The following is a 22,783-nucleotide window of genomic DNA, read 5'->3' as shown; positions in this document are numbered from 1 at the left end:
TTTAATAAAAAGGTTCTCTTTTTATATTTTGCCATTTGCTATTTGCTATTCAGGAGACAGACATGATTTTAAAAGAAAAATTACAAGCATTTTTAAAAAATGGCGAGGTGGGGTTTCCCACAGCCTTGGCAGCGTCAGTTGGAATTGTTATGGCCAGCCCTGTTATTTTAACCGCCAGTACAGGCTTTGGTTTGGGGGGCTCGTCATTTGTGATTGCCATGCTGATAGCGTGTGTGATGATGTTGTGTCAGGCAACAACTTTTTCGGAGTTGGCCTCAATGCTACCGACAGGCAGTTCAGTATATGACTATATCTCATGCGGGATGGGGCGATTCTTTGCGGTCATGGGGACGATTTCTGCGTACATTTTGGTTCATGCTTTCGCAGGTACGGCGGAGGTGATTTTGAGTGGGATTATGGCGACAGTGAATTTTCCGAATGTGCAGGATTATCTTGATGCCAAAGGCGGCGCGTGGATGGTCGGTGTGGGTTTGGTTCTGTTTTTTGCAGCGCTCAATTACTTTGGTGTGCAGGCATTTGCCAAGGTTGAGATTTTACTGACGGTGGCGATGTTTGCGACTTTGACAATATTTGGTTTTATAGGTCTGACTCAACCCGCAGTGGCACCGATTGAGGGGTTTGTCGGTAAGTCAGTGATTGGAACAGACTTGATGTCAACCATGTCGTTGGTGGGTATGGCCATGTTTATGTTTCTCGGCATGGAGTTGGTCACACCACTTGCGCCCGAAATTCGCAATTCACATCGAAATATCCCCAAAGCCATGATGTTGGGCATGCTGCTGGTTTTGGTGTGTATGTTGATGTGGGGGGCGGGTATGGCGCGTCAAGTAGAAAATGTTGCGCTTGACCCTGCGGGCACAGTGCATATTTTAGAAACACCTGATTCAATTCCAGCGTTTGCCAATCAAATCATGGGCAAAGCAGGGCGTATTTGGCTGGGCTTGGCATTTTTGTGCGCGGGTGCGGCGTGTATTAACGCTTTAATGGCATCAGTTTCACGCATTATTCAAGGCATGGCTGAAGACGGCTCTTTACCCAAAGTTTTCGCGAAAGTCCATCCGAAGTACCGCAGCCCTGTGGTTGGTATCATCGCTGCTGCGGTGATACCAGTCGCCCACACGATTTGGATTGGTGGGGATTTGGATAAAATTTTACCCTTGGTTTTGGCTGCGGTCTGTGCTTGGGGTTTCGCTTATTTGCTCGTGACGTTCTCGCTCATCAGTTTGCGTATTCGACGACCTGATTTGCCACGTGCTTATCGTGTGCCGTTTTATCCTTTGCCACAGATTATTTCCAGTATTGGCATTATTGTGGGTTTGTACTTTGTTGCGCCACCGACAATAGATCCTGCCTTGGTGTATGTCCCCTTCGTGTGGATGTTGGTGTTAACGGGAATTTATTCATTCATTTGGGTCAAAGTCGTCAAGCGTGAATCCTTGTTTACGCCGACCCCTATTGAAGAAGTATTAGAACGCTTGTTTAAGTCTCATGAACAATAAAGAACAAAAAGTCGCCCTTGTGATGGGCGCAGCCAGTGGCATTGGCGCAGCAACGGCCGAGCGTCTCATCGCTGATGGTTATAAAGTGGTGATTGCTGGGTTGCCCGCAGATGCTTTACAGCTCACAGCTGAACGCTTGAATGTGACAGGATTTGTCTGCAATGTGTGCGATCAAAATCAGGTGGAGTCGGTTGTGCATGATGTATTGACGCACTGCGGATCAATTGATGTTTTGGTCAATGCCGCGGGCATTTTGGTCAATGATGCAGTGGCTGATATTGAGGATGATGTTTGGCAGCGACAAATGGACATCAACCTCATGGGGGCGATGCGTGTGATGCGTGCCGTGTTGCCCGTGATGGTGCAACAAAGGAATGGCAGCGTGGTCAATATTGCCTCTGTTGCGGCATTCAATGCAGGTGCGGATATTGCGAGCTATGCCGCCAGTAAAGCGGGCTTGGTGGCACTCACGCGCAGCGCCGCTTCAAAATATGGTGGACATGGTGTGCGAGTGAATGCGGTTTGTCCAGGTTGGGTGGATACCCCGATGAGTCGCAAAGAAATGGCGGATTTGGCCGTAGAGTTTGAATGCACCGTACCCGATGCGGTTGAGCGCACGGTGGCGCGTGTTGCACTGGGGCGTATGGCGAGTCCTTTTGAGGTGGCTGCAGTGTGCTCTTTTTTGGCGGGCAGTGATGCTTCATTTGTCACGGGAGCGGCAATCGTGGTCGATGGTGGGGCGCGTGTGCCTGCATCGGCTCGGTCGAATTAAGTTTAAAGATAAAGGTCAAAAATGCGTTTAATCATTCACGACGTGTGGCTTACCAGCCCAGAAATGGTCGCGCCCGCAGATGTGTCGCTCACGCAGGCAGAGCGATTGAGTGGCACTTGTGTGCCATACATTGGGACTGTACATGGTGTATTGCACAATGATGCCTCGGGGATTCATGAGTTAGGTGCAGCCGTTAATGAAGCACCCTATAAAGCGGTACCGAAAGCGCCAGTTTTGTACACCAAACCGCGTAATACTTTGCGTGGTAATGGCCAAGCACTGATTGCGCCTGAAGGCGTCGCAGCACTTCAGGTTGGGGCTGCCTTGGGTATAGTCATGGGTGATGTGGCGACACGTTTGAGTTTAGACAATGCCTTGAGCAAGGTGGCGGGCTACACCGTGGTCAATGATGCCAGCGTACCGCACAGCAGTTTTTATCGTCCATCCATGCGCTTTAAGACCTTTGATGCATCGTGTGCCATTGGTCCTTGGGTGCGTGGTGTGGCGCAAATTACAAATCCTGATGATTTGATGATACATACGTTTATTAATGATGTTCTGGTGCAAGAGTATTCAACCGCTGTTTTCACGCGCCATGTGGCGCAGCTTTTGGTTGATGTGACTGAATTTATGACTTTGCAGCAAGGTGATATTTTATTATTGGGCGTGGTGCATCCGCCTGTATTGGCACAGATTGGACAAACGGTGCGGATTGAAATCGAGCAAGTGGGTTCGCTCACCAATAAAATAGAGGGGGCGTCATGAAAACAGCACGAGTGGCCTATGCTGGGGCGATTCATCAGGCCTATCCATATGAATCCAGTGGTGATGCGGGTTGGATTCAATTGGCGGATGGTCGTGTCGTGGCTGAAACCGACGTGGTTTGGTTACCGCCATTTGAGTTGGGCACCATCATTGCCCTCGGTTTGAATTATGCCGAGCATGCCAAAGAATTGTCATTTGGAAAACAAGAAGAGCCGCTGGCCTTCATCAAAGGTAAAAGTGCATTGATGGGTCACAATGGTCAAACCCGCCGACCCGCAGGGGTTGAGTTTATGCATTATGAGTGTGAGCTCGCTGTAGTCATCGGTAAAACGGCCAAAAATGTGAGTAAGGCCGATGCGATGGGTTATGTGGCAGGTTATACGGTTGCCAATGATTATGCGATTCGGGATTATTTAGAAAACTGGTATCGCCCCAATTTGCGCGTTAAAAATCGCGACACCTGTACCGTCATTGGACCGTGGCTGGTCGATGCGGCGGATATCCCCGACCCGCACCATTTGGAGTTGCGCACTTTCGTCAATGGTGTGCAAACCCAAAAAGGATGCACCGACGATATGGTGTCAGACATTCCCACATTGATTGAATACTTGAGTGGTTTCATGACGTTATCGCGGGGTGATGTGATTTTGACGGGGACACCTGATGGCATTGTTAACGTGCTTGAGGGCGATGTGGTGGTGACCGAGATTGAAGGTATTGGCCGCTTGAGTAATACCATTGTGGGTGACTCTGTGTTCGGTATTGAGTAAAGAGATGAGTAGACTTGGAGAAAAAAATGTTACAAATTGAACACATCATCAATGGTCAAAAAGTGACGAGCGAGACGTACTTTGAAAGCGTCAATCCATCGACCCAAGAGGTCATTGCCCGCGTGGCATCGGGTGGCAAAAAAGAGATGGACATGGCAGTCGCTGCGGCCAAAGCTGCTTTTCCTGCATGGTCAAACACGCCTGCGGCAGAACGCGCGCGATTGGTGCGTAAATTTGGTGACTTAATTGCACAAAATGTTTCAAAAATTTCTGAGTGGGAAAGCCGTGATGCAGGGCAGGTGATTGCCCAAACCAAGAAGGTCTTGATTCCACGGGCTGCGGATAATTTTTATTTTTTTGCTGAAATGTGCACCCATACAGATGGGCATACCTATCCCACACCGACGCATCTGAACTATACGCTTTATCATCCCGTCGGTGTGTGTGCACTGATTTCACCATGGAATGTGCCATTTATGACCGCGACTTGGAAAGTCGCGCCTTGTTTGGCCTTTGGTAACACAGCGGTGCTCAAAATGAGTGAATTTTCTCCCATCACTGCAAACTTATTGGGTGAGTTGGCATTAGAGGCAGGGATTCCTGCGGGCGTGCTGAACGTGGTGCATGGCTTTGGTGCCGCTGCGGGTGAACCGCTGTGTCAAAACCCAGATGTGGCCGCGATTTCGTTCACAGGCAGTACCGCAACGGGCACGCGTATTGTTCAAGGTGCGGGTTTGAAAAAATTCTCGATGGAATTGGGTGGCAAAAGTCCGTTTGTTGTGTTTGAGGATGCGGATTTTGAGCGCGCTTTAGATGCTGCGATTTTTATGATTTTTTCCAACAACGGTGAACGTTGTACCGCAGGCTCACGAATTTTGATTCAACGTTCGATTTATGATCGGTTTGCACAGGCATTTTCAGCACGTGCCGCCAAAATCAAAGTTGGTGACGCGATGGATGAGAGCACCGTGGTCGGGCCGATGATTTCGCAAGACCACTTAAATAAAGTCCGCTACTACATACGACTGGGTGTTGATGAAGGGGCAAGCCTCCTGACGGGCGGGCTGGATGCACCTGAGCTACCTGAGCATTTGACTAAAGGCAATTTTGTTCGCCCCACTGTGTTTGGCAATGTGAACAACAAAATGCGCATTGCCCAAGAGGAGATTTTTGGCCCTGTGGCGTGTTTGATTTCGTTTGAAGATGAGGCCGATGCGGTGGCCATCGCCAATGACATTGCCTACGGTTTGTCATCTTATGTCTGGACGGAAAATTTAGGCCGTGCCCATCGCGTTGCCGCACAAATTGAAGCGGGCATGTGCTTTGTCAACAGCCAAAACGTACGTGATCTACGTCAACCTTTTGGTGGTACAAAGTCATCGGGCACAGGACGCGAAGGTGGCACATGGAGCTTTGAAGTGTTTTTAGAGCCGAAGAATGTCTGTGTGTCGATGGGTGATCATCACATACCACGCTGGGGGGTGTAAGCACCCTCGTTACCACGAGGTTCGGTGATGGGGTTTTTTAAAAAAGGAAAGACAATGGGACAACTTGCATTAGCAGCAAAAATCACCCATGTACCTTCAATGTACATTTCGGAGCTTGATGGCCCGAACAAAGGCTGTCGTCAAGCTGCGATTGATGGGCATATTGAGATTTCACGACGTTGTCGCGAATTGGGCGTGGATACGATTGTGGTTTTTGACACACATTGGTTGGTCAATTCGGGTTACCACATCAATTGTGCAGCACACTACAAAGGCGTTTATACCAGCAATGAGTTGCCGCACTTTATTAAAAACATGCCGTTTGATTATGAGGGTAATCCAGAGCTTGGGCACATGATTGCTGCACGTGCCAACGCTGTGGGCATCCATACCCGCGCACATGACGCAACAACTTTGGCTTTGGAATACGGTACATTGGTGCCCATGCGCTATATGAATACGGACAAACATTTTAAGGTCATTTCAATTTCTGCGATGTGTCAGGTGCATGATTTGCATGACAGTATGAAATTGGGGGCAGCCTTGCGCACGGCAATTGAACAGGATTATAACGGTAAGGTGGCGATTTTTGCCAGCGGTTCACTGTCACATCGATTTGCGCAAAATGGCGTGTCAGAAGGGTATTTGTTCAAAAACTGGAGTCCATTGTTGGAACAAATGGACTTGCAAGTCATCAAAATGTGGGAAGAGGGCGATTGGAAAACCTTCACCGAAATGCTACCGATGTATGCAGAAAAAGCCCACGGTGAAGGCTTTATGCACGATACCGCGATGTTGCTCGGTGCTATGGGTGGCGCGGCATACATGGGCAAGGTTGAGGTCATCACGCCGTATTTCCCCAGTAGCGGTACGGGGCAGATTAACGCTATTTTCCCGGTGATTTAACATGGCACACTTAACATTAGAATACTCTGCTAATTTGCGTGATACAGGTGAGTTTAAACAACTCTGCCATGACTTGGCGGCCAGTTTGCTCTCGCAAAAGGTCTATCCAATCGGTGGAGTGCGTGTGCGGGCTTTGCCGTGCGAGGACTATTGTGTGGCTGATGGCAGTTTGGCGGATGCAGGGTTTGTGCATGGTACGCTGAAAATTGGGGCAGGACGCTCTGATGCGGTTAAACAGAAAACCTTGGATGATTTATTTAGCGTCATGAAAAATCATTTCGCCACTCAGTTTTCAAAGCAAGGCTTGGCCTTGTCTTTAGAGTTGTATGAGTTTTCTGAAGCGGGCGCACTCAAACACAATAATTTGCACACCTTGTTCAAAAAGGATTGAATATGTTGGAACAAAATACCATTGACGCATTGGCGCAAGAGCTGCGATATGCCCGAGAAAACCGCAAACAGGTTTCACACTTTTCTAAGCGCTATCCCGAGATGACCATTGAAGATGGCTATGAAATCCAACGTGCTTGGGTTAGGCTTGAGTTGGCCGCAGGACGTACAATAAAAGGGCGTAAAATTGGTTTGACATCACGCGCGATGCAACAAGCATCACAAATCACTGAGCCTGACTTTGCACCGCTGATGGATGACATGTTTTTTAAGCAGGGTGATATTGCCATCAATCAATTCATCAAACCACGGGTTGAGGTGGAGTTGGCGTTTGTTTTGAAACAATCGCTCAAAGGGCCAAACACGACATTGGAAGACGTATTGGCAGCAACCGATTATGTGGTGCCTGCGATTGAGATCATTGATGCGCGGATTGAGCAATTTGACTCAGTAACCCAAGCACCCCGTAAAGTGTTCGATACGATTTCCGACTTTGCCGCCAATGCGGGCATTGTTATGGGTGATGTTCAAATCAAACCAGATGCAGTCGATTTACGTTGGATAGGGGCATTGTTGTTAAAAAACAATGTGGTTGAAGAAACAGGGTTGGCCGCAGGTGTACTCAATCATCCTGCTGTGGGTGTGGCTTGGTTGGCGAATAAAATTGCGCCGTATGGTGAGCAGCTCAATGCGGGCGATGTGGTGCTCGCAGGTTCTTTTACCCGTCCAACTACTGCTGAAGTGGGGGATGAGTTTGTCGTGGATTACGGCTCGCTGGGTATTATTTCATTCCGTTTTGTATGAGGCTATATATGAAAGATGTGCTGCACAATACCTTTAAACAAGCGCTCAAAAATGGCGATGTCGTTCTGGGCATGTGGCTTGGTTTGGCCAGCCCGTATTCGGCCGAATTATTGGCCAACACGGGTTACGATTGGCTACTCATCGATGGTGAGCATGCACCCAATGATGTACATTCGATACTTGCACAATTACAAGCCATCGCCCCCTATGATTGTCAACCCGTGGTGCGTCTGATTGAAGGGCAAACGGCTTTAATCAAACAGGTCTTAGATTTGGGCGCACAGACTGTGTTGATTCCAATGGTTGAATCGGCCACCCAAGCCGCACAGTTGGTCGCCGCCACTCGCTACCCACCCGAAGGGATACGTGGAGTAGGCAGTGCATTGGCACGGGGATCCCGTTGGAATCAGATTCCAAACTACTTACAACGTGCCAATCATGAAATCTGTGTGTTGTTGCAGGTTGAGAGTGTGGCAGGACTGGCTCAGCTGGACGGCATTGCCGCGACAGAAGGTGTGGATGGCGTGTTTTTTGGCCCATCTGATTTGGCGGCATCCATGGGCTATACTGGACAGCCCAATCATCCTGATGTCGTGGCAGCCATCATCCAAGGCATTCAAAAAACCCGTGAGCATCAAAAAGCGACTGGGGTTTTGGCCACAGATTTGAAATTGGCGCAAATGTATCTGGAGGCGGGCGCACAGTTTGTTGCGATTGGAGTGGACACAAGTATGTTGATGCAATCAGCAAAAAACACTTTAGATACAATTCGTCCCACAGCAAGTACCGTGACGTCTAACAGCTCTGGTTATTGAGTCCATAAAGCCATGAAAACCAAAGATGCCCATCCATCATCGTCTAGCATTATTTTACCCATAGTGGATACGATTGCATCACCAGAAATACGCAACATCATCGACGTCAATGATCCCGATGAAATTGCCCAAGGCTTTACTTATTGGCAGGCGCGTTATGAGCAATTGTCTAAAGGAAAGTTTATCGGTTCGATTACCGAATGCTGGATCAATGATGTTCAAATTGTAGAAGAAAGCCTGTCGCAACAAATATTTATGACGGGTTCAGCGCGTCCCCATGCGGTTTCGATTGGTGTATTGAGTTCATTCAGCGAGCCTGCAATATGGCACGGACAAGCATTTGGCCATCACCACATCGCGTGTATGTCACAACAGGAGGAGCTTGAACTCAATGTGCCAGGCGGCACACGGATGACCAGTATCACCATACCTTTTTATATTTTTCCAGAATTTGCGCAGCAAGATGGCGCAGAAGGCGCTCAACAGTTATTCAATGGCCAACATGCCAGTTTTTTATATCATCCTGCATTGGCGCAAGACATCCGCATCAAGTTACAGCAAATTATTGGTGAAATTTCGCGCTTTCCTCAACACTTTAAGAGTGTGGACGTTCAGCGTTTACTCATCAGCGAGTTGATTGGATTGGTTGATGCCTATATCTCTCTGGCACACCCTAAAGTATTTTCAGCATCAACCGAAAAAGCTCGACGCGTGGTTAAAACAGCACACGCTTTCATAGAATCACACCCAGACACTGCAGTGTCGATAGTCGATTTGTGTAAAGTAACCTTTACATCACGTCGGACATTGCAATATTGTTTTGAAAAAATAGTGGGTATTAGCCCACATGCTTACCTCAAAATGATTCGACTCAATGCAGTGAAACGGCTGCTGGCAAAAGGTTCTGTTACAGTTTCAGAAGCTGCCGCGAACTGGGGCTTTTGGCATCTGTCACAATTTGCAAATGATTACAAAAAAGCATTTGGAGTGTTGCCGTCAGATACTTTAAAAAATGGGAATGGTATGACCGATTTGTACATCTAATGCAATATTTCGGCAAGCCTATATTTATTGCGAAGTTCAATCGAGCCCGTTGTATGAAAGCCATTAACCATGCCGCTTTTAAGAAGATGGGGCGGAGAATGGATTTTAAAATAAGTTCAGATGATTATAATAATATTTAAATATCATTAATTTGTAGTTTCTTTACTGAACATTTAAAATCCATCTGTTGTGAAATCATAAAAGTGTGGCACTTTAAAAAAACTTACATGGTAGTTTTTTATTTTATGCGGCCGGTTGATGGATCGTGCGGCTGCCCGACAGCACTTCGTGCACTGCGCGCCGTTGGGGGTTCATCAAAGAAGTGCCGAGCAAAGCCAAACAGTTGATGGTCATGAACAAGATCACTTGAATGTAGATGACCATGACATTATCGCCTTCAGCTGAGGTCTGGCCATGCATTTGGGTGAACAACAATAACAAGGCAGGCAACACTCCCAAGTAGCTGAATATGTAACGCAACCATGCTTGTTTATACGTGATGTGGTTGCGACCATCGGCTTGGGTGACTTGGATGTGCCATGTTTTTTGAGCCAAGGTCTGACCGGCACGCGTCCAGGAGTAAGTGAAATAGCAGCCAAATGCCAAAAAAATGGTGATTTGCAACATCCAAATGGGGGCTGTTTTACCAACCAATGTGAATATAACTTGTACCAAGCCGCCCACAATGAAGTAAATACCAAAAAGCAAAGCAAACTCGTAAATGCTGGCAGCGAAACGGCGGAGGATGGCGGGGGCGATGGGAAGGCTTGTGGTCATGTTTTTTATGTGCAGCTGTCTTCTATTGCTTTAACTTTTTACCACCGACGGTGGCTGAGGGATGGGCTGTGGATGTGTGGGAAAGCTTTAATTTCAAAAAAATGGCTGCATCGGACGATGGCAGCCATTTGAATTGTAGCGTGATTTAGGTGTGCATAGCAATCATGTCGAACTAAAATGAGTCAAATCATGGTTGAGTCCGTGTTGAATGAATGTTGCATGCTTTTGAATTAACGGAATTTTAGATAACGAGTCCATGATTGATTGCGGGTATCTGCATTGTCATTGATTTCATTTTTTAAACGTTGTTCGACTTGTACGCGTTGGCGCATTGAAAGACTTGCCCACTCGGCCATGCGTTCTTGGGCATTGTCACGGTCGCTTGAATTCATGTTTTGCAGGCGCGGCACGTGTTGCAACCATTGTTGGCGTTGTAAGGGAGGGATTTGCTCCCATGTTCCGCGCAGTGGGCGCAGCATGGTTTGGCTGGCAGGGCTGATGTCCTCCCAATTTTGGGCTTGGGCGACACCAGCGCATAAGCTTAAGCCAAGCGCCAGAGCTGTAAGCAGCACTGGGCGTTTAGCGTAATGCTTGGACGATGGTGTTTTTTTGAACATGATTTGTTCCCGATGTTTGAGGGTGAGGGGCTTTGTTTTGTTTGTCTTGATCAATGAAGTGGTTAAAGTCTTCATTCAAATACGCCTGCAAAGGCACTTGTTCTTTCAAAATGGCATCAATGTTCAATGCGTTGATGGTGTCCATTGACGAGGGCGCATACGCTGCCGTGAGTGGACTGCTCATCAAGGCCGTGGGTTGTGAGGCGATATTGCTCGCGCTGGGTGTACTGGTGTTTTCTGCCACAACAATTGCCATGCACAATGCGGGTATGGCCATGAGTGTTTTTGCCAAAGTGGGCATGCGTTGCAACCAGCCGATTAAGCCGTCACTGATGTGTTTTTCTTGAGCGACTGTGGGTGCATGTGATTTAACTTGTGCAATGGCTCGCATGCGTGCGGCACGCAAGCGTTCCGTGATGTCATAAGGCAAGTCATCCACACCTGCATCCAATAATTGACGGGTCAGTTGAACGGCATGGGCGACATGCGTTGGTGTGAGGTGTTGGGAGGCGGTGTTTGTGTTCATGATGTAATTCCTAGTTCTCGCAGGGCTTTTGCCAAGCTGTGGGCGGCGCGTGAACAGTGTGTTTTCACGCTACCTTCCGAGCAGCCCATGGCTTCTGCGGTTTCTGTCACACTCAGGTCCTCCCAATAACGCAGCAAGAAGGCTTCTCGTTGACGGTCTGGCAGGTTTTTTATCAGCTCATCAATCAAATTTAGCATTTCCTCGCGCGAGACGGTTTCTTCGGCAGAGGCTGTTTGATTGTCGGGATTGCGTGCCAGTAGACTTTCTAAAATGTCGAAGCTGGCTTCATCTTCAGTGGAGTGGTCAAACTCTGAAAAAGTCGGCGTCCAATAATCCCGCACTTTACTGCGGCGAAAATGATTGTGAATTGCATTTTGCAAAATACGTGTGAACAACATTGGCCATTCTGCAGCAGGCTTTTCGGCGTAGGATTGAACGAGGCTGAGCATGGCATCTTGGACAATGTCCAAAGCATTTTCTTCATTGCGCACAGCAAACAGGGCTTGTTTATAAGCGCGTCGTTCGACACTCGCTAAAAAAGCATCCATGGTTTGGTGCACCACTTGGGAGGTGTTGGGGGCGAATGCGGTCATCTTTAAGGGCAAGCTTGCGTGGTTTAATGCTGCAACCTTGAATGGTGGCCTTTATTTTTATTAAATTTCGTGTGTGTGGGTCAAGTAATCTTGTCCGCGTGCCGCATAATGCAAAGCATTGTTTGGCAATTTGGCTGTTTCTTCATCCGTTAACATGCGCGCCATTTTAGCAGGCGAGCCGACAATCAGTGCACCATCGGGGAATATTTTACCTTCGGTGACCAAAGCGCCCGCGCCAACAATCGAATTTTTACCAATGACTGCCCGATTCAGGACAATTGCACCCATGCCAATCAAGCTGTTGTCGCCAATCGTGCAACCGTGCAGTGTGACACCGTGACCAATGGTGACTTGTGCGCCGATGGTCAAAGGGCAGCCCATGTCGGTGTGCAAAATAGAGTTTTCTTGAATATTGCTGTTTTCACCAATGGTGATGGGCTCATTGTCCCCACGCAATACGGCGCCGTACCAAATATTTGCACCCGAGTGCAAAATAACTTGACCGATTAAAACCGCAGTTGGGGCAACGAAGGTTGCATCAGCAAGGGTCGGACGGAATGAATGAAATGCATAAATGGGCATGGTGATCTCATTTAAAGTCAAAAAATGGTTGTGTCTAATCGAATCAATTGTACCTGCTCATGCAAGGTTTTCAATGTTTTTATTGCATTGTTTGCGTCGATTATCTGATTTGAAGTCACCAGACTGTGGTTTGTAGCGGTTTATGGGGGGATAAGATGAGCTGCACAGCCCATGAAGAATAAAAACAGATAGAATATTGATTTTACGTGTTTCCTTTTTACTTACGGATGTGCTGGTTATGATGCAACAATTACCCGAATTGCTGGGTGAACAGGGTTTTCCATGGCTCCAAACACAGGATGCGCTTGAGCTGCGTGCCGCCGCTTTGGTCGTTTTAGCATGTGCAGACCTTGATGAAAAAAGGCGTTTGTGTTTGGCTTTACAAGCCAAAATACAGGCCGGTGAGGTGGTTTTGGATGTTGAACGTTCTTTTCTGGATGATTTGGTGTTCACCACACAATGCCCAGGTCGTCCTGCGAAGCCCGAGCTCATGTCTGCTTTGGATGTGCCACGCCGTCGTGCGCATTCGCTTGAAGGGCGACAGGCGATGATTCACGCTTTGGCGCACATTGAATTTAATGCGATCAATTTGGCTTTGGATGTGATGGTGCGGTTTGCAGGCTTACCTGACGCTTTTTATTGGGATTGGTGGCGGGTGGCATTTGAAGAGTCATACCATTTCTCGCTGTTGCGCGAGCACTTGCGGGGCATGGGTGCGGATTACGGTGATTTTCCCGCACACAATGGTTTGTGGGACATGGCAGAAAAGACCGCATCTTCTTTGGGCGATCGCATGGCGATGGTGCCTCGGACGTTGGAGGCGCGTGGCTTGGACGCATGCCCGTTGATGCGTGATAAATTGCGGGCTGCTGGAGATGTGCGAGGGGCGGACATTGTGGGCATTATTTTACATGATGAAATTGGACATGTGGCACTGGGTAATCGCTGGTTTATTTATGCGTGTGAGCTCAACAGCCAGAATCCAGTTATGCAATACCGTGCTTTGGCGGAGCTGTACAATGCACCGCGTTTGCGCCCTCCATTTAATTTGACTGCCCGACGGGCAGCGGGCTTTTTTGAGGAAGAACTCACGGCTTTGGCGGCGATATGACGACATCTCTACGTGCAGCTCAAGGCCCCAGTTTGGCGGCACAGGCCTGCGCACCGATTGGTGTGTTTGATTCAGGTATTGGTGGTTTGAGCGTTTGGCGGCATTTGCGTGCCACTTTACCGCATGAAGACTTCATCTATGTGGCAGACAATGCGAATGTGCCCTATGGCGATAAGCCTGAGGCTTGGATTCAGGCGCGCATGGTGCAGATGTTTGATTGGTTTTTGGCACAAGGTTGTAAGGCGATTGTGATCGCATGCAATACAGCGACTGCAGCGGCGGCCACGCATTTGCGGGGTGTATACCCTGACGTGTTTATTGTTGGGCTCGAACCCGCCATCAAACCTGCGTTGCTTTTGACCAAAAATCACAGCATCGCCATGCTGGCAACCGCACGAACAGTGGGGAGTGCGAAGTATGAAGCATTACTGAAACGAACGATTTTGCCTGAGTTAAATATGACGGTTGTGTCAATTCCTTGTGTCGGTTTGGCGGAACGAATTGATGCTGGTTTGATGAATGCCCCTGATACCTTGGACTTAATCAAACAATACATTGAACCTGTTCAAGCGGCGCAAGCCGATGTGGTCGTACTGGGCTGTACCCATTATCCTTTTGTGGTGCAGCACATTCGTGCACTGCTAGATGAAAATGTACAGATCATAGACAGTGGTGCCCCTGTTGCCCGCTATACCAAAGATGTGCTGTTTGCCCGACAGGGATTAAATCCACAGCGCATCGAGGGTTATAGCCATTGGTATGCTTCATTACTCAGTCAATACAGTGATGAGCATTGGCAAACCCTCAGTGGGCAAAAGGATGTTCGGGTGCAACAAATTAACCTTGGAGGGGAATGACTTGCGTTTTTTGCTGCTGTGCAAAAGTAGTGGACAGAACCACGCCTGCACTGGTAAAGTGCATCAACAAGAGTAAAAAAAAGCCGCCGAACCATTGATTTTAATCATTAAAAAAAAGACAGGAGCACACACATGCGCAAACGCAGCGACCAACGCATCATTAAAAAATATCCCAATCGTCGTTTGTATGACACCCACACCAGCACATACATCACACTGGCTGATGTTAAACAAATGGTACTGGCCAATGAAGTGTTTGAAGTGGTGGATGTAAAAAGCAATGAAAACCTCACTCGAAGCATTTTGTTGCAGATCATTTTAGAAGAAGAAGCGGGCGGTCTACCCTTGTTTTCTTCCACGGTATTGTCGCAAATCATTCGCTCTTATGGCAATGCAATGCAAGGGATGTTGGGCAGCTACCTTGAAAAAAACATGCAAGCATTTGCTGAAATTCAAAGCAATTTATCAGCCCAATCTCAACATGCAGTTAACAATGACGCTTGGCAACAACTCTTGTCGATGCAAGCACCCATGATGCAGGGAATGATGGGGAACTACATAGAGCAAAGTAAAAACATGTTCATTCAAATGCAAGAACAAATGAATCAACAAACCAGTGCCATTTTTAAAGGATTTAATACCAAGCCTGAAGTTAAGTCCGATGATCAGTAGCATTTAATTGCTTTATATTTTAATTGGTTGAGTTGGGCTGACTGGTTTGGCTTGCTGTATTTCTTATCTCAATTATTTGAAGCAAATGTTTTATCGGGTTTTTTATTGAATTTTAGCTTTTAATGTATAAGCCCAGTGGTTTTCACTTATTTAATTCTAAACTTGTCGTAAGTTGTATTTTTCTTGAAAAGCCCCAATGTATGGGGCTTTTTTATATTTAAAATCAATTTCATTTGTGTTTTCCAACAGGCTCAAAGGGGGCGTATTTAACGTTGTCGTGAGTGATCGAATGGTGTTTTGGATGTTTATTTTGTTTTTTTAGATTCAGCCCCTTGTAAGTATTTGAGTCTAAATTGAGCCCTGTAATGTCCGCAATCAAAACCGCAGATGTTCAAAAAGTTATTTTTACAACAATGTTAGCGGGGCAATGACCCACAAAAACAGGAGACAACAATGAAAGACGATCTTGTACAAAGGATAGAGTCAAATGCCGATTATCAAAAATTGGTCAAGACTCGCTCTTCTTACGGCTGGATGCTCACATGGTTAATGATGATCGTGTATTACGGTTATACATTGCTCAATTCCTTTAATAAAGAACTCATGTTCTCAAAAATTGGTGCTGGTGTGACCACATTGGGCATGCCGATTGGTTTTGGCGTGATTATCTTCACCATTCTGATCACAGGTTTGTATGTTCGTCGTGCCAATGGTGAATTTGATGAGCTCACTGAAAAAATCCGTAAAGAGGTGATGTAATGAAATTAATGACAAAATTATTCGGTGCATCAGCATTAATGGGTTTTGCAAATGTGGTGATGGCAGCAGGTGCTGATTTAGGGCAAGCTGAAAAGCAAGCCACCAACTGGACTGCAATCATCATGTTCATTGCTTTTGTGATCATGACTTTATTCATTACCAAGTGGGCTGCGGCGAAAACCAAATCAGCCGCTGACTTTTACACGGGCGGTGGTGGCATCACAGGTTTCCAAAATGGCTTGGCCATTGCAGGTGACTACATGTCAGCGGCATCATTCCTCGGTATTTCTGCTGCGGTGATGGCGAATGGTTATGATGGCTTGATTTACTCGATCGGTTTCTTGGTCGGTTGGCCTGTGATCACATTCTTGATGGCAGAACGCCTGCGCAATTTGGGTCGTTTTACTTTTGCAGACGTGGCCGCCTATCGCTTTAATCAAGCACCTGTGCGTATTTTTGCAGCAACGTCAACTTTGGTTGTGGTGGCGTTTTACTTGATTGCACAAATGGTGGGTGCAGGTCAGTTGATCAAGCTCTTGTTCGGCATGGAGTACTGGCATGCAGTGATCATCGTGGGTGCATTGATGATGGTTTATGTGTTGTTCGGCGGTATGACGGCGACCACTTGGGTACAAATCATCAAAGCATGCATGTTGTTGGCAGGTGCAAGTTTCATGGCATTCATGGTGATGGCGCAGTTCGGCTTTAGTTTCGAAGCTTTGTTTGCTCGAGCGGTTGAAATCAAAGCGATGGTGGCAGGCAAAGATGCTAAGTTGATTGCAGATGCAACAGCCGCAGGTAAAGATGTTGCAGCGGTCGCCGCAGCCAAAGGTTTCTCAATCATGGGGCCTGGCTCGTTCATTAAAGATCCGATTTCTGGTATTTCTTTCGGTATGGCTTTGATGTTCGGTACAGCTGGTTTGCCACACATCATGATGCGCTTTTTCACTGTACCTAATGCAAAAGAAGCTCGTAAATCAGTGTTCTGGGCAACGACTTGGATCGGTTACTTCTATATTTTGACATTCATCATTGGTTTCGGCGCAATCGTTTTGGTCAGCACCAATCCTGATTTCTTGGATGCAAAAGGTGGTTTGATCGGTGGCGGTAACATGGCTGCGATTCACTTAGCGAATGCTGTCGGTGGTAACTTGTTCTTGGGCTTTATCTCTGCAGTGGCCTTTGCAACGATCTTGGCGGTGGTGGCTGGTTTGACTTTGTCAGGTGCATCTGCTGTGGCTCATGATTTGTATGCAACTGTGATTAAAAAAGGCAATGCAAGCAGTGCAGACGAACTCCGTATCTCTAAAATCACGACCGTGTGCTTGGGTATTGTGGCTGTTATCTTGGGCATCACATTTGAGAAGCAAAACATTGCGTTCATGGTGTCTTTGGCTTTTGCAATCGCTGCATCGGCTAACTTCCCTGTGTTGTTCATGTCGGTGTTGTGGAAAGGTGTCACAACACGTGGCGCAACAATTGGTGGCTTTTTAGGTTTATTCTCGGCAGTGGCTTTGACTGTTGTGTCTCCAGCAATCTGGGAAGCGGTGTTGTTGAATCCAAAAGGCAGTGCATTGTTCCCATACACTTCACCCGCATTGTTCTCAATGGCCATTGGTTTCATCAGTATTTGGTTTTTCTCGATCACTGATAAATCAGATCGTGCTGCAATCGATAAAGCTGGTTTTGCTGCACAAAAAGTACGTTCAGAAACAGGCATTGGTGCTTCAGGTGCTTCTGGTCACTGATCTGTGATGCTGTAATGGATTTTTAACAATCTGTGCATGTTTGAAAACAAAGCCCCTGAGTTATCAGGGGCTTTGTTGCAAAAGAGTGGAATAATGATCATTAGAAGATTAAAATAAACTTCACATGGTGCTAAAAAAAGGGGGATCTGTGCCAACTTCATTTGATTTTAATACGTCGCCATTTGACGCTTTAACTGTATTAGAGCAGGATAAAATAAAGCAATCGCTTGATGTTGCTTATTATCCAAAAGGTGCTGAAATCATCAATGCAGACGTCGATAAAAATTCCCCATTGTTTTTGGTGATCAAAGGGGAGGTGCATCAGTTTCGTGGCAATGCTTTTGTTTCATCGTTTGGCGCCACCGATTGGTTTGATGGGAAGTTGATTACGATTGGTCGCACAGAGTTCAGGTATGTTGCCGCTGAAGAGGTGGTTGCTTATTTGCTGCCTGCCCGTTTAATTCGCCAACTTGCCGCAGATAACTCACGTTTTGGCTCTTTGTTGTTTGCCGATATTTCTGAACGTTTGAGTGCTGCGGCTTCTGGCGATCAACAGCGTGAGTTGCAAGGCTTCATCATGGCCAAGGTCAAAGATGCTTATTTGCGTAAGCCTTTTTTTGTGGATGGCGAGATGAGCGTGTTTGACGCGACGCGTATTTTGCGTGAACGCAATGCCTCACATGTGTTGGTCAGGGATGGTGAGCTGTCGGGCGTGTTCACCAACACCAATTTATGTGATGCAGTTTTGCTTGATCGAGATTTAAAAGCCATGCCCGTCAAAGAAGCATCGCGCTTTGATCTGTTGACGGTTGATGTGAATGATGACATCACTGAAGCTTTGCTCATGATGATTCGTCATCGGGTTCACCGTTTGGTCGTGACTGAGCATGGGGGCATTGTGGGTGTGTTGGGTCAGCTCGATTTAATGAGTTTCTTTTCAAATCATTCACATTTGATCGCTTTACAGATTGATATGGCTGAGGACATTGTTGAACTGCGTACGGCGGCCGGTCAAATTGAAAAATTCATTCGGACACAGCATGGTTCTGGTGTGAAAGTGTCGGTGATTGGTCGAATGGTTCAAGAATTGAATTTACAAATTTTTTCTAAATTATGGTCTTTAATTGCACCCATGGATGTGCAATTGAACAGTTGTGTGTTGGTCATGGGCAGCGAAGGGCGTGGCGAACAGGTGCTGCGCACAGATCAAGACAACGCGTTGTTGTTGCGTGATGGCTTTAGTTTTGATGGGGTGGAAGGCATTTGTGCTCGCTTCAATGAAGAATTGGCCATCATGGGTTATCCCTTGTGCTCGGGTCAAATGATGATGAGCAATCCCATTTGGCGCCAGCAATGTGGCGACTTTAAGAAAACAATCACTGAATGGGTGTTCTCAAGTGATCCGCAAGCCCCCGTTTATTTGTCGACGTTCTTGGATGCGAAAGTGGTCAGCGGTGATGTGACATTGTTCGAAGACGTACAACAACATTTGATTCATGGCCCGCGCGATTATGCGGGTTTTATCAATCGGTTTGCGCAAGCCGTGAATTTGTTTGGTGATGCTGAGCCCTCGTGGTGGCGTAAAATTTTGCCCATTGGACATACTGAGTCCAATGACATGGATTTGAAAAAAGCGGGTATTTTCCCGATCGTGCATGGGGTGCGCAGTTTGGCTCTGGAGCAAGGCTGCATTGAAACCAGCACAAAGAGTCGAATTGAAAGCCTCGTTGCCGCGCACGTCTTAGAGGCTGATACGGGACGCAATTTGATTGAAGCCTTGTATTTCTTGCTTGCTTTGCGCTTAAAGAGCAGCTTGAACCTCAACACCGCGGGTGGCGCGGCCATTAAACCCGATGATTTGAGTGCGCTTGAACGTGATTTATTAAAAGACTGTTTACACATTGCCAAAGAGTTCCGTGCTTTTGTTTCTAAACATTTCCACCTGAATGTATTTTAGGAGAAAGACATGTTTTTTGGCTTTCAAGCTTGGTTGGGTTTCAAAACAAGGCGATTGCAACGGCAATTGACCAATACAAGTTATAACTTTTTGTTTGCACCGCCGCCTGAACAAGAGTGGGTGAGTTTGGATTGTGAAACCACAGGGTTGGATCGTAAAAAAGACCATATCATTACCATTGCGGCGGTGAAAATTGTTGGCACCAAGATCATGAGCAGTGAACGGCTGAACTTGACTTTGTGTCCGCTCACTGCGCTTAACCCCGAAAGCATTCGGATTCATCGCTTAAGAGAAGCCGATGTGCAAGATGGTTTATCTCCCGCAGAAGCCACTGAAAAGCTTTTAAATTTCATTGGTGCTCGACCGTTGGTCGGTTATAACATCAAGTTTGACCAAGACATGATTAATCGACTCATTCAGCCCATTATTGGAATTAAACTACCCAATAAAGTCATTGATGTTGCACCGATGTTTCATGATTTTCGGAGTAAACAGCTGGGGCAGGGTGACATTGATTTGAGTTTTAAAACGATTATCAATACTTTGAATCTGCCCATCTGGGCTGCGCATGATGCTTACAACGATGCGCTGATGACGGCATTGATATTTTTGAGTTTACAAAATAAAAATAAATAGTAGCTCCTCATCCCAATGCGTATTTTTATAGATCAGCGAAGCGATGCACCAAAAGCATGCGCATTCAATTTAATGCACCAATTTGGTGCTTGAATGTGTGTTTTGCACCAAAATGAGTCTATAATGAGTCGTCGAATTGTCTTAATATTTCACACATCAGTTTTGAAAAAGCTTGCTGTAAAGCAAGCATCGGTTATGTGAACGGTTCTCCGTTTCGCGGGTTGTTTTGTCAATTTTTTACACGTCAATTACACGCAAGTGTAGCTATTTAGGAGCGAATAATGAGTGTTGCAAAAGTAATGCAATTGATCAAGGATCAAGATGTGAAATTCATCGATTTCCGTTTTACGGACACCAAAGGCAAAGAGCAGCACGTTTCTGTGCCTGTATCTGCTTTTGATGAAGACAAATTTGAATCAGGACAAGCATTTGATGGTTCTTCTATTGCCGGGTGGAAAGGGATTGAAGCGTCTGACATGTTGTTGATTCCTGATCCATCAACAGCGAACCTCGACCCATTCACGGCAGAAACCACGTTGATTTTGACATGTGACGTGATTGACCCAGCCGATGGCAAAGGTTACGAACGTGATCCACGTTCGATTGCTAAACGTGCTGAAGCTTACCTTAAATCAACAGGCATTGGCGATACGGCCTTTTTCGGTCCAGAACCTGAATTCTTTATTTTTGATTCAATTCGCTACAAAACCGACATGCAAGGCTGTTTCGTGCGCATCGGTTCTGAAGAGGCAGGCTGGTCTTCTTCTGTGAAAACGGATGGCGGCAATTTGGGTCATCGCCCAGGTACCAAAGGCGGCTACTTCCCCGTGGCGCCAACCGACACGTTCCAAGACATCCGTTCTGAAATGTGCTTGTTGCTCGAACAAATGGGCGTGCCTGTTGAAGTGCACCACCATGAAGTGGCAGGTCAAGGTCAAAATGAAATTGGTACTAAATTCTCGACTTTGGTTCAACGCGCGGACTGGACTCAAATCTTGAAATACATCGTATTTAATGTGTCTCATGCCTACGGCAAAACCGCCACGTTCATGCCAAAACCAGTGGTCGGCGACAACGGCTCAGGCATGCACGTTCACCAATCGATTTGGAAAGACGGCGTAAACACCTTCGCAGGTGACGGCTATGCGGGTTTGTCAGAAACGGCTTTGTACTACATCGGCGGCATCATCAAGCATGCGCGTGCATTGAATGCGATCACTAATCCTTCAACCAACTCATACAAACGCCTCGTGCCACATTACGAAGCGCCTGTTAAATTAGCGTACTCTGCGAAAAACCGCTCGGCTTCAATTCGCATTCCATTCGTTGCGAATCCAAAAGGTCGCCGCATTGAAGCGCGTTTCCCAGATCCAATGGCGAACCCGTACTTGTGTTTCTCAGCCTTGCTGATGGCGGGCTTGGACGGTATTCAAAACAAAATCCACCCTGGCGACCCAGCCACTAAGAATTTGTACGACTTGCCACCAGAAGAAGACGCGCAAATCCCAACTGTTTGTAGCAGTTTGGAGCAGGCGTTGGAAGCGTTGGAAAACGATCGTGAGTTTTTGACGCGCGGCGGTGTGTTTACGGATGAAATGTTGGATGCGTACATTGCCCTGAAAATGGAAGATGTGAACAAAATGCGCATGACAACTCATCCTTTAGAATTTGAAATGTATTACAGCTTGTAATTTTGATTGAGCAAACACCGTTTGATTTGGGTGTTGCATGGGTCGCTCCCATGTTTCATCTGGATCAAACATGGGCAAAAGCAAGAATATTTCTTTTGCCGTTGCACATGATGTATGTATGACAGCCCGTTGTATTCGGCTTTGTAAATGTTGTTATGTTTTCACGCGCTTAACCTATTTTATTTAGAAATGTCATAAGAAGGGCGTGAAAATTCAAAAGCTTCTTTTCTCGTGTGAGAAGTTGACAGCGCTGGTGCAGTTTTGTATCAGCGCTTTTTTTATTTTTGAATCACAGTTTGGTGCTGGGTGGCGGGCTTTCATCTGAAAGATGGCGTGATGCTTTATAATCATATGGGTCAATGTAATTGAACAGATGTTATGAACGAACCATTAAAGCATGGAATAAAAAATGAAAATTAAACACACATTACATCTTGGTTTGTTTGGATTGGGCTTGTTGCAGGCTGGTGTCGGCTTCGCTCAAGTGCCAATGGATACCAAAGTCTATGTCTGTACCGATAAGAATGGTGCGGTGACTTTACAAAATCTAGGTGCACGTGCGGATTGTAAAACCCATGTGGTTCGGGTTTATGTGAGCTCTGTTTCAAAGGTGAAGTACCCCTCATGGAGTATGCCAGACCCTCAACCCGCCGCTGGTGCTTTGATGGCGGGCAGTAAAGTCACACCTGATGTTCAAAAAGGACGTGATGATGCTCGGATTAAAATCTTACTCAGTGAATTGGCTCAAACACAGGAACGATTGATGGCCTTAAAAACAGAATCTGCAAACTCAGGTTCTGCGCGTTTTAATCCTGATTTGAAAAGCCAGCTTTCATTGACTCAAGCCAATGTGGATTCACTGAAGCGAGAGATTTCGAGTGCTCGAGGTACAACCGAAGAACCCATTGTCTTTCTTTTACAGTAAGTTGCATTTGCTGCTTGATGCATACAATGGTCAGTTTGTGAGGGGGGATGGCTCGTGTC

General features: G+C 46.7%; 24 protein-coding genes. 19 read left to right on the top strand and 5 right to left on the bottom strand.

Going from position 1 to position 22,783, the window contains the following annotated elements:
- Positions 1-62 precede the first annotated feature (62 nt).
- From DTO96_RS08620 to DTO96_RS08575, 10 genes are read left to right on the top strand one after another with little or no spacing between them, the layout of a single operon-like run.
- A complete protein-coding gene (locus tag DTO96_RS08620) occupies positions 63-1,520 on the top strand; it encodes an APC family permease (RefSeq protein WP_114563121.1) in 1,458 nt (485 codons plus the stop codon).
- Positions 1,510-2,292, top strand: a complete 783-nt coding sequence (locus DTO96_RS08615) for an SDR family NAD(P)-dependent oxidoreductase (protein WP_114563120.1) — start codon at positions 1,510-1,512, stop codon at positions 2,290-2,292. Before DTO96_RS08620 ends, DTO96_RS08615 begins: the two co-directional genes overlap by 11 nt.
- Before the next feature lie 21 nt (positions 2,293-2,313).
- Positions 2,314-3,057, top strand: coding sequence for a fumarylacetoacetate hydrolase family protein (locus tag DTO96_RS08610; RefSeq protein ID WP_114563119.1), 744 nt, complete (start codon positions 2,314-2,316; stop codon positions 3,055-3,057).
- On the top strand, positions 3,054-3,827 hold the full coding sequence (locus tag DTO96_RS08605; protein WP_114563118.1) for a fumarylacetoacetate hydrolase family protein: 774 nt from the start codon (positions 3,054-3,056) through the stop codon (positions 3,825-3,827). The genes DTO96_RS08610 and DTO96_RS08605 overlap by 4 nt, the downstream gene beginning before the upstream one ends.
- A 26-nt stretch (positions 3,828-3,853) precedes the next feature.
- Complete coding sequence (gene hpaE, locus DTO96_RS08600; RefSeq protein ID WP_114563117.1) at positions 3,854-5,314, top strand: 5-carboxymethyl-2-hydroxymuconate semialdehyde dehydrogenase; 1,461 nt, start codon at positions 3,854-3,856, stop codon at positions 5,312-5,314.
- A gap of 54 nt (positions 5,315-5,368) precedes the next feature.
- Positions 5,369-6,220 (top strand): 3,4-dihydroxyphenylacetate 2,3-dioxygenase, encoded by an 852-nt coding sequence (gene hpaD, locus DTO96_RS08595; RefSeq protein WP_114563116.1) that lies wholly within the window; start codon positions 5,369-5,371, stop codon positions 6,218-6,220.
- A gap of 1 nt (position 6,221) precedes the next feature.
- On the top strand, positions 6,222-6,611 hold the full coding sequence (locus DTO96_RS08590) for a 5-carboxymethyl-2-hydroxymuconate Delta-isomerase (protein WP_114563115.1): 390 nt from the start codon (positions 6,222-6,224) through the stop codon (positions 6,609-6,611).
- A 2-nt stretch (positions 6,612-6,613) separates the two neighbouring features.
- Positions 6,614-7,414 (top strand): 2-oxo-hept-4-ene-1,7-dioate hydratase, encoded by an 801-nt coding sequence (hpaH, locus tag DTO96_RS08585; protein WP_114563114.1) that lies wholly within the window; start codon positions 6,614-6,616, stop codon positions 7,412-7,414.
- A gap of 8 nt (positions 7,415-7,422) precedes the next feature.
- Positions 7,423-8,229, top strand: coding sequence for a 4-hydroxy-2-oxoheptanedioate aldolase (gene hpaI, locus DTO96_RS08580; protein WP_114563113.1), 807 nt, complete (start codon positions 7,423-7,425; stop codon positions 8,227-8,229).
- 12 nt (positions 8,230-8,241) lie between these two features.
- Positions 8,242-9,273: a helix-turn-helix domain-containing protein gene (locus tag DTO96_RS08575; RefSeq protein ID WP_114563112.1), complete on the top strand. Its 1,032-nt coding sequence runs from the start codon at positions 8,242-8,244 to the stop codon at positions 9,271-9,273.
- Positions 9,274-9,516: 243 nt separating this feature from the next.
- Here the strand turns inward: DTO96_RS08575 and DTO96_RS08570 are convergent, their stop codons facing one another.
- The 5 genes from DTO96_RS08570 to DTO96_RS08550 all read right to left on the bottom strand — a co-directional run bounded on the left by DTO96_RS08570 (position 9,517) and on the right by DTO96_RS08550 (position 12,368).
- The gene (locus tag DTO96_RS08570; RefSeq protein WP_114563111.1) at positions 9,517-10,050 is read right to left on the bottom strand and encodes an RDD family protein; all 534 of its coding nucleotides are present in this window, start codon (positions 10,048-10,050) and stop codon (positions 9,517-9,519) included.
- A 230-nt stretch (positions 10,051-10,280) separates the two neighbouring features.
- The gene (locus tag DTO96_RS08565; RefSeq protein ID WP_157964386.1) at positions 10,281-10,667 is read right to left on the bottom strand and encodes a DUF3106 domain-containing protein; all 387 of its coding nucleotides are present in this window, start codon (positions 10,665-10,667) and stop codon (positions 10,281-10,283) included.
- The gene (locus DTO96_RS08560; RefSeq protein ID WP_114563109.1) at positions 10,630-11,193 is read right to left on the bottom strand and encodes a DUF3619 family protein; all 564 of its coding nucleotides are present in this window, start codon (positions 11,191-11,193) and stop codon (positions 10,630-10,632) included. Before DTO96_RS08560 ends, DTO96_RS08565 begins: the two co-directional genes overlap by 38 nt.
- The gene (locus tag DTO96_RS08555) at positions 11,190-11,786 is read right to left on the bottom strand and encodes an RNA polymerase sigma factor (RefSeq protein ID WP_264080569.1); all 597 of its coding nucleotides are present in this window, start codon (positions 11,784-11,786) and stop codon (positions 11,190-11,192) included. The genes DTO96_RS08560 and DTO96_RS08555 overlap by 4 nt, the downstream gene beginning before the upstream one ends.
- 60 nt (positions 11,787-11,846) lie before the next feature.
- Positions 11,847-12,368, bottom strand: coding sequence for a gamma carbonic anhydrase family protein (locus tag DTO96_RS08550; RefSeq protein ID WP_114563108.1), 522 nt, complete (start codon positions 12,366-12,368; stop codon positions 11,847-11,849).
- Between the two features lie 238 nt (positions 12,369-12,606).
- On the opposite strand from DTO96_RS08550, the gene DTO96_RS08545 reads away from it, so the two are divergent.
- The 9 genes from DTO96_RS08545 (at position 12,607) to DTO96_RS08505 (ending at position 22,724) form a co-directional block, all read left to right on the top strand.
- Positions 12,607-13,479 (top strand): ferritin-like domain-containing protein, encoded by an 873-nt coding sequence (locus tag DTO96_RS08545; protein ID WP_225972466.1) that lies wholly within the window; start codon positions 12,607-12,609, stop codon positions 13,477-13,479.
- Positions 13,476-14,336, top strand: a complete 861-nt coding sequence (murI, locus tag DTO96_RS08540; protein ID WP_114563107.1) for a glutamate racemase — start codon at positions 13,476-13,478, stop codon at positions 14,334-14,336. The genes DTO96_RS08545 and murI overlap by 4 nt, the downstream gene beginning before the upstream one ends.
- Positions 14,337-14,468: 132 nt before the next feature.
- Positions 14,469-15,008 (top strand): polyhydroxyalkanoate synthesis repressor PhaR, encoded by a 540-nt coding sequence (gene phaR, locus DTO96_RS08535; RefSeq protein ID WP_114563106.1) that lies wholly within the window; start codon positions 14,469-14,471, stop codon positions 15,006-15,008.
- Between the two features lie 453 nt (positions 15,009-15,461).
- Positions 15,462-15,767, top strand: a complete 306-nt coding sequence (locus tag DTO96_RS08530; RefSeq protein WP_114563105.1) for a DUF485 domain-containing protein — start codon at positions 15,462-15,464, stop codon at positions 15,765-15,767.
- Positions 15,768-15,775: 8 nt separating this feature from the next.
- The gene (locus DTO96_RS08525; protein WP_114563992.1) at positions 15,776-17,515 is read left to right on the top strand and encodes a cation acetate symporter; all 1,740 of its coding nucleotides are present in this window, start codon (positions 15,776-15,778) and stop codon (positions 17,513-17,515) included.
- Positions 17,516-17,663: 148 nt separating this feature from the next.
- Positions 17,664-19,472: a DUF294 nucleotidyltransferase-like domain-containing protein gene (locus DTO96_RS08520; RefSeq protein ID WP_192878977.1), complete on the top strand. Its 1,809-nt coding sequence runs from the start codon at positions 17,664-17,666 to the stop codon at positions 19,470-19,472.
- 9 nt (positions 19,473-19,481) lie between these two features.
- On the top strand, positions 19,482-20,108 hold the full coding sequence (locus tag DTO96_RS08515; RefSeq protein ID WP_114563103.1) for a 3'-5' exonuclease: 627 nt from the start codon (positions 19,482-19,484) through the stop codon (positions 20,106-20,108).
- A 281-nt stretch (positions 20,109-20,389) separates the two neighbouring features.
- Positions 20,390-21,799 carry a type I glutamate--ammonia ligase gene (gene glnA, locus DTO96_RS08510; protein WP_114563102.1) on the top strand — a complete coding sequence of 470 codons (1,410 nt, stop codon included), beginning with the start codon at positions 20,390-20,392 and terminating at the stop codon, positions 21,797-21,799.
- A 409-nt stretch (positions 21,800-22,208) separates the two neighbouring features.
- Positions 22,209-22,724: a hypothetical protein gene (locus DTO96_RS08505; protein WP_114563101.1), complete on the top strand. Its 516-nt coding sequence runs from the start codon at positions 22,209-22,211 to the stop codon at positions 22,722-22,724.
- Positions 22,725-22,783: the final 59 nt, after the last annotated feature.

This window comes from Ephemeroptericola cinctiostellae (assembly GCF_003339525.1).
GTDB classification, from domain to species: domain Bacteria; phylum Pseudomonadota; class Gammaproteobacteria; order Burkholderiales; family Burkholderiaceae; genus Hydromonas; species Hydromonas cinctiostellae.
This window is presented reverse-complemented; position numbering and strand designations above follow the sequence as displayed.